Origin of the sequence: Paenibacillus sp. DRB1-1 (assembly GCF_052119485.1) — a bacterium.
In the GTDB taxonomy this organism is placed as follows: Bacteria; Bacillota; Bacilli; order Paenibacillales; family Paenibacillaceae; genus Paenibacillus; species Paenibacillus polymyxa_B.
Window position 1 is genome coordinate 4,522,661 of record NZ_JBODQH010000001.1, and the last position, 15,833, is coordinate 4,538,493.

10 protein-coding genes are annotated in these 15,833 nt (G+C 49.2%); 8 read left to right on the forward strand and 2 right to left on the reverse strand.

From position 1 onward, the window contains the following. Positions 1 to 44: 44 nt before the first annotated feature. The gene (locus ACQW03_RS20345) at positions 45 to 464 is read right to left on the reverse strand and encodes a hypothetical protein (RefSeq protein WP_025723349.1); all 420 of its coding nucleotides are present in this window, start codon (positions 462 to 464) and stop codon (positions 45 to 47) included. A 195-nt stretch (positions 465 to 659) separates the two neighbouring features. On the opposite strand from ACQW03_RS20345, the gene prmA reads away from it, so the two are divergent. The 5 genes from prmA to ACQW03_RS20370 all read left to right on the forward strand — a co-directional run bounded on the left by prmA (position 660) and on the right by ACQW03_RS20370 (position 5,256). Further along, positions 660 to 1,625 (forward strand): 50S ribosomal protein L11 methyltransferase, encoded by a 966-nt coding sequence (gene prmA / locus ACQW03_RS20350; protein WP_441951460.1) that lies wholly within the window; start codon positions 660 to 662, stop codon positions 1,623 to 1,625. A 2-nt stretch (positions 1,626 to 1,627) separates the two neighbouring features. Further along, positions 1,628 to 2,320 carry a site-2 protease family protein gene (locus ACQW03_RS20355; protein ID WP_023989504.1) on the forward strand — a complete coding sequence of 231 codons (693 nt, stop codon included), beginning with the start codon at positions 1,628 to 1,630 and terminating at the stop codon, positions 2,318 to 2,320. Between the two features lie 286 nt (positions 2,321 to 2,606). Continuing rightward, complete coding sequence (locus ACQW03_RS20360) at positions 2,607 to 3,371, forward strand: 16S rRNA (uracil(1498)-N(3))-methyltransferase (protein WP_103049600.1); 765 nt, start codon at positions 2,607 to 2,609, stop codon at positions 3,369 to 3,371. Position 3,372: 1 nt separating this feature from the next. After that, positions 3,373 to 4,716: a tRNA (N(6)-L-threonylcarbamoyladenosine(37)-C(2))-methylthiotransferase MtaB gene (gene mtaB / locus ACQW03_RS20365; protein ID WP_053325795.1), complete on the forward strand. Its 1,344-nt coding sequence runs from the start codon at positions 3,373 to 3,375 to the stop codon at positions 4,714 to 4,716. 105 nt (positions 4,717 to 4,821) lie between these two features. Next, on the forward strand, positions 4,822 to 5,256 hold the full coding sequence (locus ACQW03_RS20370) for an NUDIX hydrolase (RefSeq protein WP_013311157.1): 435 nt from the start codon (positions 4,822 to 4,824) through the stop codon (positions 5,254 to 5,256). Here ACQW03_RS20370 and ACQW03_RS20375 read toward each other — a convergent pair. Beyond that, positions 5,246 to 6,268, reverse strand: coding sequence for a Na/Pi cotransporter family protein (locus ACQW03_RS20375; protein WP_441952446.1), 1,023 nt, complete (start codon positions 6,266 to 6,268; stop codon positions 5,246 to 5,248). The genes ACQW03_RS20370 and ACQW03_RS20375 overlap by 11 nt on opposite strands. 358 nt (positions 6,269 to 6,626) lie before the next feature. Here ACQW03_RS20375 and ACQW03_RS20380 point away from each other — a divergent pair, with 358 nt between their 5' ends. The 3 genes from ACQW03_RS20380 to addA all read left to right on the forward strand — a co-directional run bounded on the left by ACQW03_RS20380 (position 6,627) and on the right by addA (position 15,827). Further along, entirely contained in the window at positions 6,627 to 8,006 is a 1,380-nt protein-coding gene (locus ACQW03_RS20380) for a class I SAM-dependent rRNA methyltransferase (protein ID WP_071641840.1), read from the forward strand. Between the two features lie 238 nt (positions 8,007 to 8,244). After that, a complete protein-coding gene (gene addB / locus ACQW03_RS20385; protein ID WP_441951464.1) occupies positions 8,245 to 11,811 on the forward strand; it encodes a helicase-exonuclease AddAB subunit AddB in 3,567 nt (1,188 codons plus the stop codon). Continuing rightward, complete coding sequence (gene addA, locus ACQW03_RS20390) at positions 11,808 to 15,827, forward strand: helicase-exonuclease AddAB subunit AddA (RefSeq protein WP_441951466.1); 4,020 nt, start codon at positions 11,808 to 11,810, stop codon at positions 15,825 to 15,827. The genes addB and addA overlap by 4 nt, the downstream gene beginning before the upstream one ends. Positions 15,828 to 15,833: the final 6 nt, after the last annotated feature.

Consider the following 15,833-nt stretch of genomic DNA (forward strand, 5'->3'; position numbering starts at 1 on the left):
GTGGGATAGCCCGTCTTATTTGTGTTCTTTCTTCTTTCTATTCATTATCCGCTGTATGCTGTTGCACTAAAAACAAGAGGACCGGCGACGAAAGCAGTAGTCGCAGGCGTTTGATTTTCAATAATCAGTTGGTAGTTTTGTACGCCCAGAGGCGCAACGTCTACCGTTTCGACATTAAGAATAATATTGTTATCGAAGACATTGGATTCCAGTCCATAATAAATTTCCTTGCCGGCTCTCCAAATCCGTACAAGCACTCTAATATTGCCGGCACCGACAAAACGTAGTCCAATCGAGGCTTTTAACTCTACTCGGTTGTTGACAGCTCCAGGAATAGCAGGATCAATAAATACAGACGTCGTAGCAATTCCAAGTCCGGCTGGAGAAATCGGAACAGGAAGATTTATACCATTAGTGATAGGTGTAATCACACTGGCATTATAATCTAACACCGTCTTTGCCATACTAAATCACTCCTTTTCTAGTATATTGTATTGTATGTACTAGAGTTAAGGGTGCTTGGACTAAAAGAGTGGACAACATATACAAGCTCTACAAAAAATATTTTGAACTCCGATAATATTAGCTTTTTTGAACTCCTGTGCATGTATATAGTACAATGTAATGTATGCATGTGAAATGAGGAGGAAATGAAAACCATGTTGTGGAATGAAATTACAATACATACAACCGAAGAAGCCATCGAAATGATTTCGAATTTTCTGCACGAAGCAGGTGCAGGAGGGGTTTCCATTGAAGAATCCGGTTCGCTCAACAAGCCACGGGATACGTCCTATGGACAGTGGTATGATCGGCCTTTGAACGACATACCTGAAGGACAAGCGATCATCAAAGGCTATTTTGCCGAAGAAGTGGACATGGGTAGTATTCGTTCGCAGATTGAGCCGCGCGTCGAAGAATTGAGAACTTTCGATATTGATCCTGGTGAGGTTCAGTATGAACTGAAAACAGTTGATGAGGATGACTGGGCAAATGCTTGGAAGCAATATTTCAAGCCTTTGCGTGTGTCGGATCGTCTGACGATTAAACCCACTTGGGAGGACTATGAGCCTGCGAGTGAAGAGGAAAAAATCATTGAGCTGGACCCTGGTATGGCCTTTGGGACCGGAACGCATCCTACGACATCCCTTTGTCTGAGAACGCTGGAATCTGTAATTAAGGGCGGGGAAGAAGTCATTGATGTCGGCACGGGTTCCGGTATTTTGGCCATTGGAGCTGTAAAGCTGGGAGCGAAGCATGTACTTGCCTTGGATCTGGACCCGGTGGCAGTATCCAGTGCGCGGGAAAATACGCGTCTGAACGGACTGGAGGAACGCATTACCATTAAAGAAAGTGATTTGCTATCCGTGCTTAATGCAAGCGATCCAACGCTGGGTATCCAGTTACCGGTCAAGCTGGTGGTAGCTAATATATTGGCAGAGATTATTTTGCTGTTCATTGATGATGTATATAAAGCCCTGGAACCAGGTGGTATTTATATTGCTTCAGGGATTTGGAAGAACAAAGAAGAAGTTGTCGAAACTGCATTGAAGGCAGCTGGCTTTGAGATTGCCGAAATAAGCCGGGATGAAGATTGGCTGGCGTTTGTGGCGAGAAAGAGGTAAGTATGGATTTTTTACAAAATATTTTTCGTGTAAATTTAAATGTTCTTCCATTTTATTTACTGGCTGTGATCATATCGTTCACGGTTCATGAGTTTGCACATGCGTATTATGCCAATAAATTTGGCGACCCTACAGCCAAGCTACTTGGGCGCGTGACTTTAAACCCGGCAGTGCATATTGACCTGCTGGGTACGCTGCTGCTGTTGATCGGAGGCTTTGGCTGGGCCAAGCCAGTTCCGGTTAATCGTGACAATTTTAGCCGTCCGCGCCTCATGGGCATTATCGTATCGGCTGCGGGTCCGCTCAGCAATCTGTTGCTTGCATTTGTTACTACTTTGATCTATGCCGTGCTCCTTCATTTTCAAGTATTGCCGGGGATGGAGAACCAACGGGTGGCTCAAGCAATCTATTTGTTTATCAATGCCCTGATCAATTTAAATCTGTTTTTGTTTATCTTTAATTTGATCCCACTGCCTCCACTGGATGGATACCGGATTGTGGAAGATGTGGCTCCCACTCCTGTACGCCGCAAACTCCAGCAGTTTGAACAGTGGTCGATCTTTATTTTTCTACTTATACTGGTCATTCCGCAGGTTCGAGCTGTAACGATTGAACCTCTTTACACGCTGGCCCAGATGATTTATATACAGTTTTTGCAGTTCTCTTTTTATATCACTGGATTATTCGGAGCCTAAGGGCTCCTTTTTTTACGAGAATAGGTAGGTATAACCTGAATGGAAGAGGGAACAGACTGGTCATACAGGCGCAAAAGATGATATGATGTTGCTTGGTGATTTATTCGGATTTTGTACGGAACGTTAGTGGATAATAGTTATTTTTAGAATGAGGATTTTGCAAAAATCCAATAAGCGACTTCCAATGAACAAGATATAGATCGAAATGGTCTAGTTCGTCTAGATATTGCACTTTGGAGCGACTGGAATTGAATTTTGCAAAATCCAGGAATAGGTGTGAGAGAGAATGCAGCGTTATTTTATTCCGGCAGAGCAATTTCTAGAAGATCACGTGATTGTTGCGGGTGAGGACGCGCGACATATCGCTAAAGTCATGCGGGGCCGTAGTGGTGACAAAATTATAGTTAGTGACGGGGTATCTAGGGAAGCGCTGGCTGCATTGGATACGATTGAGCAGGATCATGTTACGGCGACGATTATTGAGCCGCTGAAGATGACCTCTGAACCGCATGTGCAGGTCACCATCGCTCAGAGTCTTCCTAAAGGAGACAAGATGGAGACGGTGATGCAAAAATGTACAGAAATCGGAGCAACCGGTTTTGTACCGTTTTTGTCCGAGCGTACGGTCGTGCAGTATGATGCCAAAAAAGAAGGCAAGCGACTGGAGCGTTGGCGCAAGATTGTGAAGGAAGCGGCTGAACAAAGCCACCGTAACCGGATTCCAGAAATTAGCGCGCCCATGACGTGGAAAGAACTTCTGGCTTCTTTTGCTGGGTATGATTTGATATGTTATTGTTATGAAAAAGAGCAGGGTAAACAGTTACGGGATGTAATCCAGCCTTTGGCAGGACAATGGGCGTCGACGGACATGCCGCGTGTTCTGCTGGTGGTAGGCCCGGAAGGCGGCTTTACTGAAGCGGAAAGCCTGGAGGCCGAGCAGGCTGGGGCCCAGTCTACAGGACTGGGAAGACGTATTTTGCGTGCTGAGACCGCAGGAATGGCTGCATTGGCATGCATTTTATATGAGACAGGAGAAATGGGAGGGGTTTAATATGCCGTCAGTGGCATTTTACACATTGGGCTGTAAGGTAAACTTTTATGATACAGAAGCGATCTGGCAGCTGTTTAAAAATGAAGGTTATGAACAGGTGGACTTTGATGAGCAGACTGCTGATGTCTATCTTATTAATACATGTACCGTTACGAATACTGGTGATAAAAAGAGTCGTCAGATTATTCGCCGCGCGATTCGACGGAATCCAGATGCCATTGTGGCAGTGACGGGCTGCTACGCCCAAACTTCTCCTGCCGAAATTATGGATATTCCTGGCGTTGATCTCGTTATCGGGACTCAGGATCGGGACAAAATCATTCCGTTCGTACAGGAAATTCAAGAAACGCGTCAACCGGTGAACGCCGTGCGCAATATTATGAAGACGCGTGTATTTGAGGAAATGGATGTACCTGATTTTGCTAATCATACTCGGGCCTTTTTGAAAATTCAGGATGGTTGCAATAACTTCTGTACCTTCTGCATCATTCCGTGGTCGCGGGGTCTATCCCGTAGTCGTGATGCTGCGAGTATTATTGCACAGGCGCGTCAACTGGTTCACGCAGGCTACAAGGAAATTGTACTCACAGGCATCCACACTGGCGGTTATGGTGACGACATGGATAATTATGACCTATCTGATCTGTTGTGGGATCTGGAGAAGGTGGAAGGGCTGGAGCGTATCCGTATCAGTTCGATTGAAGCCAGCCAGATTGATGAAAAAATGCTTGATGTACTGAACCGTTCCACCAAGCTGGTTCGTCATTTTCATATACCGCTTCAGGCGGGGGACGACACCGTGTTGAAACGGATGCGTCGCAAGTACACCACAGAAGAGTTTTATAACAAAATGCTTATGATTCGCAAAGCAATGCCAGATGTAGCGATTACAACGGATGTGATTGTCGGCTTCCCTGGGGAGACGGATGAAATGTTCCGCAATGGCTATGAGCTGATGAAAAAAATCGGTTTTTCGGAAATGCACGTGTTCCCGTACTCCAAGCGCAGTGGAACTCCTGCGGCGCGTATGGAGGATCAGGTGGATGAGGACGTGAAAAATGCACGAGTGCATGAGCTGATACAACTGTCAGAGCAAATGCAACTGGCGTATGCTGAGAAGTTTGTAGGTCAGGTGCTGGAGGTCATTCCGGAAGTTGCCCCGAAAGGGACCGAAGATAGCGGCATACTTCATGGATATAGTGACAATTATATTCAACTGGCGTTTGAAGGTACTGAGGATCTGGTTGGCAAGGTATGCCGCGTGAAGCTGACGAAGGCAGGCATTAATGAAAGTGAGGGCCAATTGGTCCGCGTACTGGAGAATGGGCTGCAAACAGCTCTGTAAGAACAAAAAAAAGCCTGAACAGGCAATAGAGATGGCAAACAAGGATTTCGCCTTTCCTTACAGAGAGGACGGAATCCTTGTTGCGCAAGGAAGGGAGATTACAGGATGGCGGCAAAAAAGGAAATTTCCGCAGGCGGCGTTGTGTTTCGCAAACAGGGGGAGCAGCTTGAAATTCAGCTCATTACAGACCGATATGGCAAGGTATCCTTGGCTAAAGGGAAAATGGAGTTGGGAGAAACAATCGAACAGACGGCTTTACGTGAAATTCGTGAGGAAACAGGGTTGAACGGGCGAATTATCCAACATGTAGATATGATTGCCTATACGTATCAGCATCCGGAATTTGGGGAAGTGGATAAAGAAGTACACTATTATCTTGTAGAGGCACTGGATGGGGATTTACAGGCGCAGATCGAAGAAATTAAAGGAGTTGCGTGGCATACACCTGAGGAAGCATGGCGTCTCCAGCGCCAGGGTGGATATGACAATAATGATGTCATTTTAAGCAAGGCGCTGTCCATGCTAGGAATTAACGTTTGATTCTGTGTGGAGATATACGATCCTCTAAACGCATCCACACAGGTAGATAGCAGAGAGGCAAGACCAGCAGAGAGCTAATAACGTTAAACAGGGTTTGGGCATGGGCTACCTTGGCTCCGGGCTCGGTAGATATCCAGGCGGCGGCCATTTCCAGCCCAGGGATCAACGGCATAAAGAGCAATGCTCCGCCTACGTTCAGCAGCACGTGGGACCAGGCCACAAATTTGCCGGACACGCTGCCGCCAACAGCGGCAATCAGAGCGGTTACGCAGGTGCCTACATTGGAGCCGATGACGATGGCGATCCCCACATCGGCTGGCAAGGCACCCGCAGCGGCAAGGCTGATCGCCATGCCAATGACGGCTGCACTACTGTGAATCAGTGCGGTCAGGCAGGCTCCAGCAGCGAAGGCCCACCACATGTTGGCCGCAGCGTGGTCAAGAAACCAGCGGAATAGTCCGGCCTGCTCAATCCAGGGGCCGACCGTTTGCATTACGCGGATACCTGCCAGAATTAGCGAAAATCCAGCAAAGACGAGGCTGATATATTGTACAGCCTGCGGACGGCTAAGCCCATTGGAGCCGGATGAAGCTCCGGCGGACGCATACTGGCGACCGGGGATAGCTTCACCCCACAGGACGGCAGTGCTCCAGCATAGCAGTGAGCCGCAGAGCAGCGGAACAGCCAGCATGCCAAGCTGGAGCCCCATCAGCTCGGTGGTCAGGCAGGTGCCGATATTGGTGCCGAGAATGATGCCGAGCGTGCGGCCGTAGGTCAACAGCCCAGCGTTGACCAGTCCGATCGTCAGCACCGTTACGGCGGTGCTGCTTTGCAGCAAGGCGGTAATGCCTGAGCTGAACAGCATGCCCCGCCAAGGGGAAACTGTGGCGCGGTTCAGCCAGCGGGTGAGGAAGGGACCGGCCAAATGCCGGAGAGCTGCTTCCATCAGCTTCATCCCGCCCAAAAAAATAAACAGCCCGCCGCACAGTGGGAGTATAACATGTATAAACACGGGCATAGCCCCCTTTTCTAGGTGAAAATACTTATGTAACAGCCTATGATCTGTCGGGGACAGCCATGACAAGCATGGCTGAGCTCTTTTTTACGGAACGATAATTTTGTAGTATCTTCGCAAGCTTTAAAAGCGTGACGTCGATATAAAGACGGGCAGTAGCGGAGCGGTTCATTTGAATCTGGAGAAGCGCCAGCGTTCGCCTTTGCAACGGGATTCTTACCTTTAAATGTGTTACCTAATCCCAAGAATCCCGTTGCAACAGCGATCGTAAGATCAAATGAATCGCGGAGCCGCGCCCCATCGAACACCGCACTTTTAAGGGCTTTGAGTAACTTAAGAATAGGAGTGAAGGATTTTGCCTTCAGTAATATTAGAACGCAGCCGTAAAAAAAGACTGGAGCACGCACACCCTTGGGTGTTTAAAAACGAAATAGCCAAGATCGAAGGGGACCCAGAGGCAGGCGATTTGGTCAGTATCGTTAACCATCAGGGGCGTTATTTGGCGACAGGTTACTATAATCCAGCTTCACAAATTACAGTGCGTGTAATGTCCTACGAGCCGCTGGAAGCAATGGATCAAAACTTTTTTGCCCAACGCTTTCGCAAATGTCTGGAGCACCGCGAACGTTTTGTGACCGGGGGAGACGCTTATCGGTTGGTGTACGGCGAGGCTGATTTTTTGCCTGGACTGATAGTAGATCGATTTGGTGATGTGTTAGTCGTGCAGTTGTTAACGCTTGGCATGGATCGGCGCAGGGAAGAAATCAGGGATGCGCTCGTTGAAGTAGTGGGTCCTGTTGGTATATATGAGCGCAGTGATGTATCCATCCGTGAGCTGGAAGGATTGGAACAAACGAAGGGTCCTTTGTACGGTGATTGCCCGCGTCATGTGGTGGTGACGGAAAATGGCCTGCAAATCAAGGTTGATATCGTAGAGGGCCAGAAGACGGGGTATTTCTTTGACCAGCGTGAAAATCGTGCGGCTATAGCACCGTTGATGACAGGTTGGGGAGCACGTAGTGGAATTACGCTACAAGAAGTAGCTGCAGACTCAGGGGATGCGGGCACTACGGTCATGAAGCCAGTGAATAAAAGTGGTAAGGTTGTTGAATTTCCATTCTGGGACGGCGCAACCGTATTGGAATGTTTTTCACATACGGGAAGCTTTACGCTCAATGCCTGTAAACATGGTGCTAAAAAAGTAACTTGTCTTGATATTTCTGAGCATGCGATTGAAAGTGCGCGGGATAATGTCAAGCTGAACGGTTTTGAGGAACGCGTTGAGTTTGTCGTCGACGATGCTTTTCAATATTTGCGCAATCAAGTGAAGGGTGTAGAGGAACGCAATGCACGAGCCGGGGGCAAAGGAGATACATCCAAGCCGCTGACAGCAGGTGGCGGACGCACCTTTGACGTGGTCATTCTTGATCCGCCAGCCTTTGCCAAAACGAAGAACGCTGTCAAAGGAGCTACACGTGGATATAAAGATATCAACCTGCACGGGATGAAGCTGGTCAATGAGGGCGGCTATCTAGTGACAGCGAGCTGCTCGTTCCATATGCGGCCAGAGTTGTTTTTAGATACCATTAAGGAAGCGGCGGCAGATGCCGGCAAAATCCTTCGTCTGGTAGACTGGAGAGCGGCTGGTAAAGACCATCCTCAAATTTTGGGTGTGGAGGAAGGCCATTACTTGAAATTCGCCATCTTTGAGGTGCGCAGCCGGACACAGCTGTAGGTTTCATACAAGGTCAAAGTCAATCGCCTTTTTGGTGATTAAATAGGTAAAATAGACTCGTTTAGATATAAATCAGTCCTGTAGAGAAGGCGTGCACCAAGCCAATCTGCGGGACTGATTTGTTTTTTTTAGAGAGAGGAAGAATTGCTACAACATGGCAAACGTACGTTCTTTTCTCCCTTGCCTGATATGCTATACTGTTTAATAGAATGTTGTTCGTTGGAAAGGAGGCCGCATCATGTCGGTCCGCTTGTTGATTGGCCGCTCTGGGAGTGGTAAAAGTACGTTAATCCGCAATGAAATGACGTCTATGTTACGCGAGGAGCCGCTAGGTAAGCCTATGCTGTTACTTGTACCGGAGCAATCGTCATTTGCTTCTGAGCATGCGTTACTTACAGAAGCCGGAAACGGTATTCAGGGGTCGGTGCGCGCCCAAGTGATGGGATTTCATCGTCTTGCCTATTTAGTTATGCAGGAAACCGGGGGTTCAGCACTGGTGCCTGTAACGGAAGAAGGCAAGAAGATGCTTTTATATAAAATTATTCGTCGTCGCAAGGATGAACTGAGTTTGTTTAAGGATTCGGGAGACCAGCTCGGCTTTGTGGATCGGTTGAATACATTGTTTACGGAGCTAAAGCAGTATGGAAATGATACTCGGTCTGTACCGGAGCAACTGGAGCGAATGAACGCTGCTGGAGAGTCAACTCCGATTTTGCGCGGCAAGCTCAAAGATATCAGTCTAATCTATGAGGATTTTGAACGAGAGCTGACGCTTAAATATATTGACGGTGAAGATACGCTGCGCATGCTGGCAGAACAGATTGCTCAGTCTTCCCTTGTGCGTGGGGCAGATATTTGGATGGATGGCTACCGCAGGTTTACACCACATGAATACAAGGTGGTGGAGCAGCTTATGCTGCACGCTTCTTCGTTGACGGTGGCGCTGACTTGCAGCCGCAGCTACGAGAGCGGGCAGCTTCCGCATGAGCTGGATTTGTTTCATCCTTCAGCGGCTACGTATGTAAAGCTCAAAGGAATGGCAGACGAGCTGATGGTAGAGACGCAGACACAATTACTACGCCCTGATCCGCTGCCGAGATTTAAGGAGCGTCCGGCGTTGGCATATTTGGAGGCTAACTTTGAACATCATACAGGGTTACGGAATCAGGAACAACGGATGCGGCAGCAAAAGCTACGAGAGCAATGGGCAGAAAAGCAGCCAGAGGGAATAAAACTGTACACTGCGGCTAATCGCCGTGCAGAGCTGGAAGGGGCTGTACGCGAAATGCGCCGTCTGGCCCGAGATGAAGGCGCGCGTTATCGGGAGATGGCTCTGTTTGTGCGTCATATTGAAGATTATGAGCCATGGGTGGAACCGATATTCAAACAATATGAGGTTCCAGTATTTCTGGATCAGAGGAGAAGTGTATTGCATCATCCCTTAGTGGAATTGATTCGGGCTTCACTGGATATCGTGCAGCGTCGTTGGCGATATGAGGATGTATTCCGTGCGGTCAAAACAGACCTTCTCCTGCCGCTGGATGGTCGGGTGAGCCGTGAGGAGATGGACCGTTTAGAAAACTATGTACTAGCCTGCGGAATACAAGGCAGCCGTTGGACAGACAGTCGCCCGTGGCAGGCTGTGCCCAGCTTGTCACTGGAGCTGGAGGAGCAGGAACGGAACCGTAGGCGGGATGAAACGTTGGATTTGATGGAACTGTGCCGGGATGTGATCGTGACGCCTTTACGTGCGTTTGAGAAACGTGTGGGCAAGGCACGAACTGCACTTGAGAAGTGTGAAGCGGTATATCTGTTACTGGAGGATGCAGAAATCGGCCACAAGCTGGACGCCTTCATTCATCAGGCAGAGGAATCAGGAAAACCTGAGCAGGCGAAAGAGCATCGTCAAGTATGGGATGCAGTGCTTGAACTACTGGATCAAATCGTCGAAATGATGGGTGACGAGAGGCTGGATACCTCTTTGTTTGCGGGTGTGCTGGAAACGGGATTGGCTGAGTTTCGTATGGGACTTGTTCCGCCAGCTCTGGATCAGGTTCTAGTCGGAAACACGGACCGTACACGTGTGTCCGGTATTCAACATGCTTTTGTGCTAGGTATGAACGAAGGTGTGATGCCGGCTGTGTTCCATGAGGACGGTGTGCTGAATGAGCAGGAGCGTACGGCATTAAACGAACGAGGCGTAGAGCTGGCGCCGGATATGACAAGACGTTTGTTGGACGAACGTTTTCTCGCTTATACAGCCCTTACCTCAGCCGGTAAAAGCCTGTGGATGAGCTATGCAGTGACCGATGAAGAAGGGAAGTCGTTGCTGCCGTCTGAGTTAGTACGACATGTGCGGCACCTGTTTCCTAGTCTGGACGAACGTCCACTGGCTGGATACCCTTTGCCAGGGGATGCTTGGACGACGCAATGGGAGTATGCTTCTCATCCGTCCGAGGCTTTGCCGCAGCTCATTGCGCAATTACGACATTGGCGACGTGGCGGTGACATTTTATCTCCTTGGTGGGAGGTATATAACTGGTATGCAAGCCAGCAAGGGCGTGAGAAGGACAAGCTACGTCAGCTGTTGACGTCACTTTTTTACGAGAACCATGCCGAAATGCAGAAGGAAACGAGCCGCCGTCTGTACGGCAGCAAGCTGCGTACCAGCGTATCTCGTATGGAACGTTTTGTGGCATGTCCATTTTCGCACTTTGCCTCTCACGGTCTTCGTTTGAAGGAACGTCAAATGTATCGCCTGAAAGCCCCGGATATCGGACAATTATTCCATGCCGCGCTTGGAGAGATGGCGATCAATTTGCGTAAACGCAATGTTAGCTGGGGCAGTCTCAGCACGGAGGAATGCCGCCAAGAGGCGGAAAGTACAGTGGAGCGTTTGGCACCTCGTCTGCAAGGCGAGATTTTAATGAGCTCCAAGCGGTATGGCTACATTTTGCGCAAATTGAAAGACATCGTGAGCCGTGCTTCGTTGATTTTAGGTGAACATGCGCGAAGAGGTAGTTTTGAGCCGATTGGGCTGGAGTTAGACTTTGGACCGGGTCAGCAGCTTCCTCCGTTAAGCTTCCGGTTAGATAACGGCGTTGTGATGGAAATTGTCGGACGGATTGACCGTGTAGATGTGGCAGAGGGAGAAAAGGGATTACTTTTGCGTGTCATCGATTACAAATCTAGCCAAAAGGATCTCAAGCTGCATGAAGTGTACTATGGCCTGTCCTTGCAAATGCTCACCTACCTGGATGTGCTGCTGAATGCGGCGGAGGAATGGTTGGGCGAGACAGCTTATCCAGCGGGTACACTGTATTTTCACGTCCACAATCCGATGCTGCAGTCGCTTAACGGTCTTAGTGCAGAACAGGCCCGTCAGGAGCTTTTGAAACGTTTTAAGATGAAGGGATTATTGCTCGCGGATCGGGATGTAGTTGGGCAAATGGATACAGCATTGGACAAGGGATATTCCTCTATTTTACCTGTTGCGGTGAAAGCAGACGGCAGTTTTTATAGCAGTGCTTCGGTTGCTTCGCCGGAACAGTGGGACAGCCTGCTAGCTTCGGTACGTCATAATATTCGGACGATTGGTACACGGATGACAGAGGGCGATGTGGCCATTGAACCTTATCGTATCCAGCAAGAGACGGCATGTACCTTCTGCTCTTTTAAGCCTGTTTGTCAATTTGACGACAGTCTGGAGGGCAGTGGCTACAATCAATGGGGTAAACCAGGGAAAGATCAGATCTGGAATCTGCTGGGTCATACACAGGAAGGGAAAGGAGGAATGGACCAATGATAAGCACGTCAAATACTAAAGGCATGCCGAAGCCGGAAGGCAGTATGTGGAGCGATGACCAGTGGCGTGCAATTTCGGAATCTGGTAACAACATGCTGGTCGCGGCAGCGGCAGGGTCTGGTAAAACTGCGGTACTCGTAGAGCGTATTATTCGTAAAATCGTCGATCCCCAGCTCGGCTTCAGTGTGGATCGGTTACTGGTAGCGACCTTTACGAAGGCTGCAGCCGCCGAAATGCGTCAACGGATACGCGAAGCGTTGGAACGTGTACTGGAACAGGAACCGGAAAGTGAGCATGTACGCCGCCAGCTATCGTTGCTGAATAGGGCCTCGATTACGACGCTTCACTCATTTTGTATGGAGGTCATCCGCAGGCATTATCAGGCCATTCCCCTTGATCCCGGTTTTCGGATTATGAATGAGCATGAGACAGAATTGCTGCGTCAGGAGCTCCTAGAAGAACTGTTTGAGGAGAAATACGAGGCTCATGATGAAGGCAGTACATTCCGCAGACTGGTCGACTGGTTTAGTGGAGAACGCACCGATGATGCAATGTACGTGCTTGTTCAGCGGCTGTATGATTTTTCTCAAAGTCATCCTTGGCCAGAACATTGGCTGCGGGAGACAGCGGCAGCATTTCGTGTACAGGATGTAGCCGCTTTGGGAGAGACTCCCTGGGTTCGCAGCATTTTGGCGGATGCTGCACTTTCATTGCGCGGCGCAGCGAGCTTGCTGGAACAGGCGCATGAAACAGCTATGCAGCCCGGCGGTCCTGCGCCTTATGCCGTGACGTTGCAAGAGGATGCGGCGATGGTGAAGGGATTGCTACAAGAGCTGGAGACACAGCCATGGGCATCTCTATATGATCATTTTCAGACAGCTTCCTTCGGTAAGCTCAAGCCCGTCAAAAAAGATCAGACCGAGCCTGCATTGCAGGAACGGGTTAAAACGCTGCGCGAAGCAGCCAAAAAAATGATTACAGATATGAAGGCTTCCCTGTTTGGCAGGAGAGCAGAAGCCTATTGGGAGGAGTTGCACGCCGCGGCTCCGCTGATGGACGAATTGGTAGAAACCGTGATTGTATTCGGGGAACGATTTCAACAGCACAAGCAGTCAAAAGGGCTGGTGGACTTCGGGGATTTGGAACATTATTGCCTGAAAATATTACGACATCCCGATTCTACTCCGTACAAGCTACTACCTTCCGACGCTGCGCTCGAATACAAGGCGCAATTCGACGAGGTGCTGCTGGATGAGTATCAGGATACGAATACCGTACAGGAAGATATCGTCAGGCTGGTATCACGGGAGGAACCGGGTAACCGTTTTATGGTGGGCGACGTGAAACAGAGTATTTATCGGTTTCGGCTGGCGGAGCCGGGTCTGTTTTTGAATAAGTATCAACGGTACGGCATGCAAGAGCAGGAAGATGGCTTATTAATTGATCTGGCGCGTAATTTCCGCAGTCGGGAGGAAGTTGTCGATGCGGTCAATTTGGTGTTCCGCCAGATTATGAGTGTGGATGTGGCGGAAATTGAGTACGATGAACGAGCATGGCTGGTACACGGCGCATCCTATCCCGACCAGTCGGATCAAGACCCTGCATCTGTATATGCACCTGAGCTGCTGTTAGTTGATAAGGGTGGACATGGTCTTTCTGAGGCTTCGGAGCTGTCCGAAACGGGGGACGAATCTGCTTTACAGGAAAGTGAGCTGGCTGAGCTTGTGGAGTTAGAAACGGCACAGTTAGAGGCTCGTGCGATCGCGCAACGGATTAAAGAACTGACCGGAGATACTGGACAACCACTGTTGATTTACGACAGAGGATTAAAAGCGATGCGTCCGGCAGTCTACGGCGATATCGTCATTTTGCTTCGTTCGGCAAGCGTGTGGGCCCCCCTAATTGTGGAGGAACTGCGGCTTGAGGGCATTCCGGCCTCCGGGGAGCAGACGACAGGCTTTTTTAAAGCAACGGAAGTTGAGGTAATGTTGTCTCTACTGCATATTATTGATAATCCGCAGCAGGACATCCCGCTTGCATCAGTGCTTCGTTCGCCGATTGTCGGCTTGACCGAAGATGAACTGGCACAAATTCGGTTGGAGAAGCCGGATGGATTGTTTTATGGCGCATTGCTGGCGGCGGCTGAGGCTGACCCACTGGAAGAAAGCGAAAAAGGGATTTCAGCTGACATCATGGAGTTGGATCTTTTCCCAGAGGACTCTTTATCTTCATCTGACTTTGGTAATAGAAATGATGGGAATACGTTGTCTGCCCGACTACGTTCATTTTTGCGTAATTTGGAAGCCTGGCGGCAGGAAGCCAGACAAGGCAGCTTAAGTGCATTGATTTGGAATGTGCTGGAGGAAACAGGATATCTGGATTGGGTCGGTGGACTGCCTGGCGGCTCACAGCGTCAAAGCAATTTGCGGGCGCTATATGACCGAGCGAGACAGTATGAGACTTCTACGTCCAACCGAGGATTGTTCCGATTTCTGACCTTCATTTCCCGTCTACGGGAGCGAGGCGGTGATTTAGGATCAATTAGCGGAGGGACTGAACCTGATCAGGCTGTCCGCATTATGACCATTCATAAGAGTAAAGGACTTGAATTCCCTATCGTGTTTATTGCCGGGACAGCAAAAATGTTCAATCAACAGGATCTCAATGCGCCGTTTCTTATGCACAAGGAGTTGGGGTTTGGTCCTAAATATGTGGAGGAACAAAATCGTGTCAGCTACCCTACGCTGCCTAATTTAGCGATCCGCCGACGCTCACAGCTGGAGCTATTGGCTGAGGAAATGCGGGTGTTATACGTGGCGCTTACACGTCCGCGCGAAAAGCTGATTATGACCGGAACTGTGAAGGATCTCGCTTCGCGCGCAGCGGGTTGGGTACGTGCCAAAGAACATACGGAAATTGTCTTACCAGACTATATGCTGGCGGCAGGCCGCAGCTATCTGGACTGGGTAGGTCCCGCTTTGATTCGGCATCCTTCTGCTACTTTGTTGAGGGAAGCGGCAGGTGATCAGGATGGGTACTATCACAGGCTGGAACATATGCCGGGAACAGACTGGTTATTTAAAATCGTGGCCTCGGAAACACTTTCCGGCTCTCGTGTGAACTCGGATCATGAGGAGGAGGTGTCGGGTGAAGAGCGCCAAAAGAAGACAGAAGCACTGAGAAATGCAGAGCTAGTCGACTTGAACGAAGAGAGTGAAACGGATATTGAAGCTGCTCTTTCCTGGACCTATCCGTATGAGCGGGCTGGCAAGACAGCAGCCAATACATCGGTTACTGAGATGAAAAGATGGCTGGAAATGCAGGAGATGGGTTCGGACGATTGGCTCAATCTATCTACCTCCCTACTAGCAGAGTTACCGGAGGATCAGGAGGATTCTCACACTGGGGGAAGTCAATTACACTTGCGCAGACCTAAGTTTATGGGGAATCAGCGACTGACTCCAACGGAACGAGGAACAGTCTATCATACGTTGATGCTGCATTTGCCACTAGATGGGGGGATGAGCGCCGAAGTTATTGAGGAAACCAAGGCTCGTTTGCTCAATCAGCGTATGTTACTGGATGTTCATGCAAAGGCGCTAGATACGGATAAAATATTACGCTTTTTCACTAGTGAGTTGGGTAGCAGAATGCTGGGGGCATCCCATGTTCAACGTGAGCTTCCATTTACTTATACCATGTGGGCAACCGATTACTGGAATCACAGCTTACCATCCGTGCTGCCAGGACAAGAAACAGATTCGGAAGGTGGACAGGACGGAGATAAAGTGCTGATGAATGGGATTATTGACTGTCTATTTGAAACTCCCGATGGATTCGTGCTGGTAGATTATAAAACAGATCGGATATCTGAATACCGTACACTGTCCCATTTAACAGACCAATATCGATTTCAATTGGAGCTGTATGCCCGTGTGATCGAAGAGATTACAGGCAAAAAGGTTGCTGAGAAGTGGTTGTATTTTTTAGAAGCTGGAGAGAGTGTACGGCTGTAGTTATAT

Excerpts from the sequence above, each read along its gene's own strand:
- mtaB (WP_053325795.1), top strand. The coding sequence starts at position 3,373 with ATGCCGTCAGTGGCATTTTACACATTGGGCTGTAAGGTAAACTTTTAT.
- addA (WP_441951466.1), top strand. The coding sequence starts at position 11,808 with ATGATAAGCACGTCAAATACTAAAGGCATGCCGAAGCCGGAAGGCAGT.
- addB (WP_441951464.1), top strand. The coding sequence starts at position 8,245 with ATGTCGGTCCGCTTGTTGATTGGCCGCTCTGGGAGTGGTAAAAGTACG.
- ACQW03_RS20345 (WP_025723349.1), bottom strand. The coding sequence starts at position 464 with ATGGCAAAGACGGTGTTAGATTATAATGCCAGTGTGATTACACCTATC.
- ACQW03_RS20370 (WP_013311157.1), top strand. The coding sequence starts at position 4,822 with ATGGCGGCAAAAAAGGAAATTTCCGCAGGCGGCGTTGTGTTTCGCAAA.
- ACQW03_RS20355 (WP_023989504.1), top strand. The coding sequence starts at position 1,628 with ATGGATTTTTTACAAAATATTTTTCGTGTAAATTTAAATGTTCTTCCA.
- prmA (WP_441951460.1), top strand. The coding sequence starts at position 660 with ATGTTGTGGAATGAAATTACAATACATACAACCGAAGAAGCCATCGAA.
- ACQW03_RS20360 (WP_103049600.1), top strand. The coding sequence starts at position 2,607 with ATGCAGCGTTATTTTATTCCGGCAGAGCAATTTCTAGAAGATCACGTG.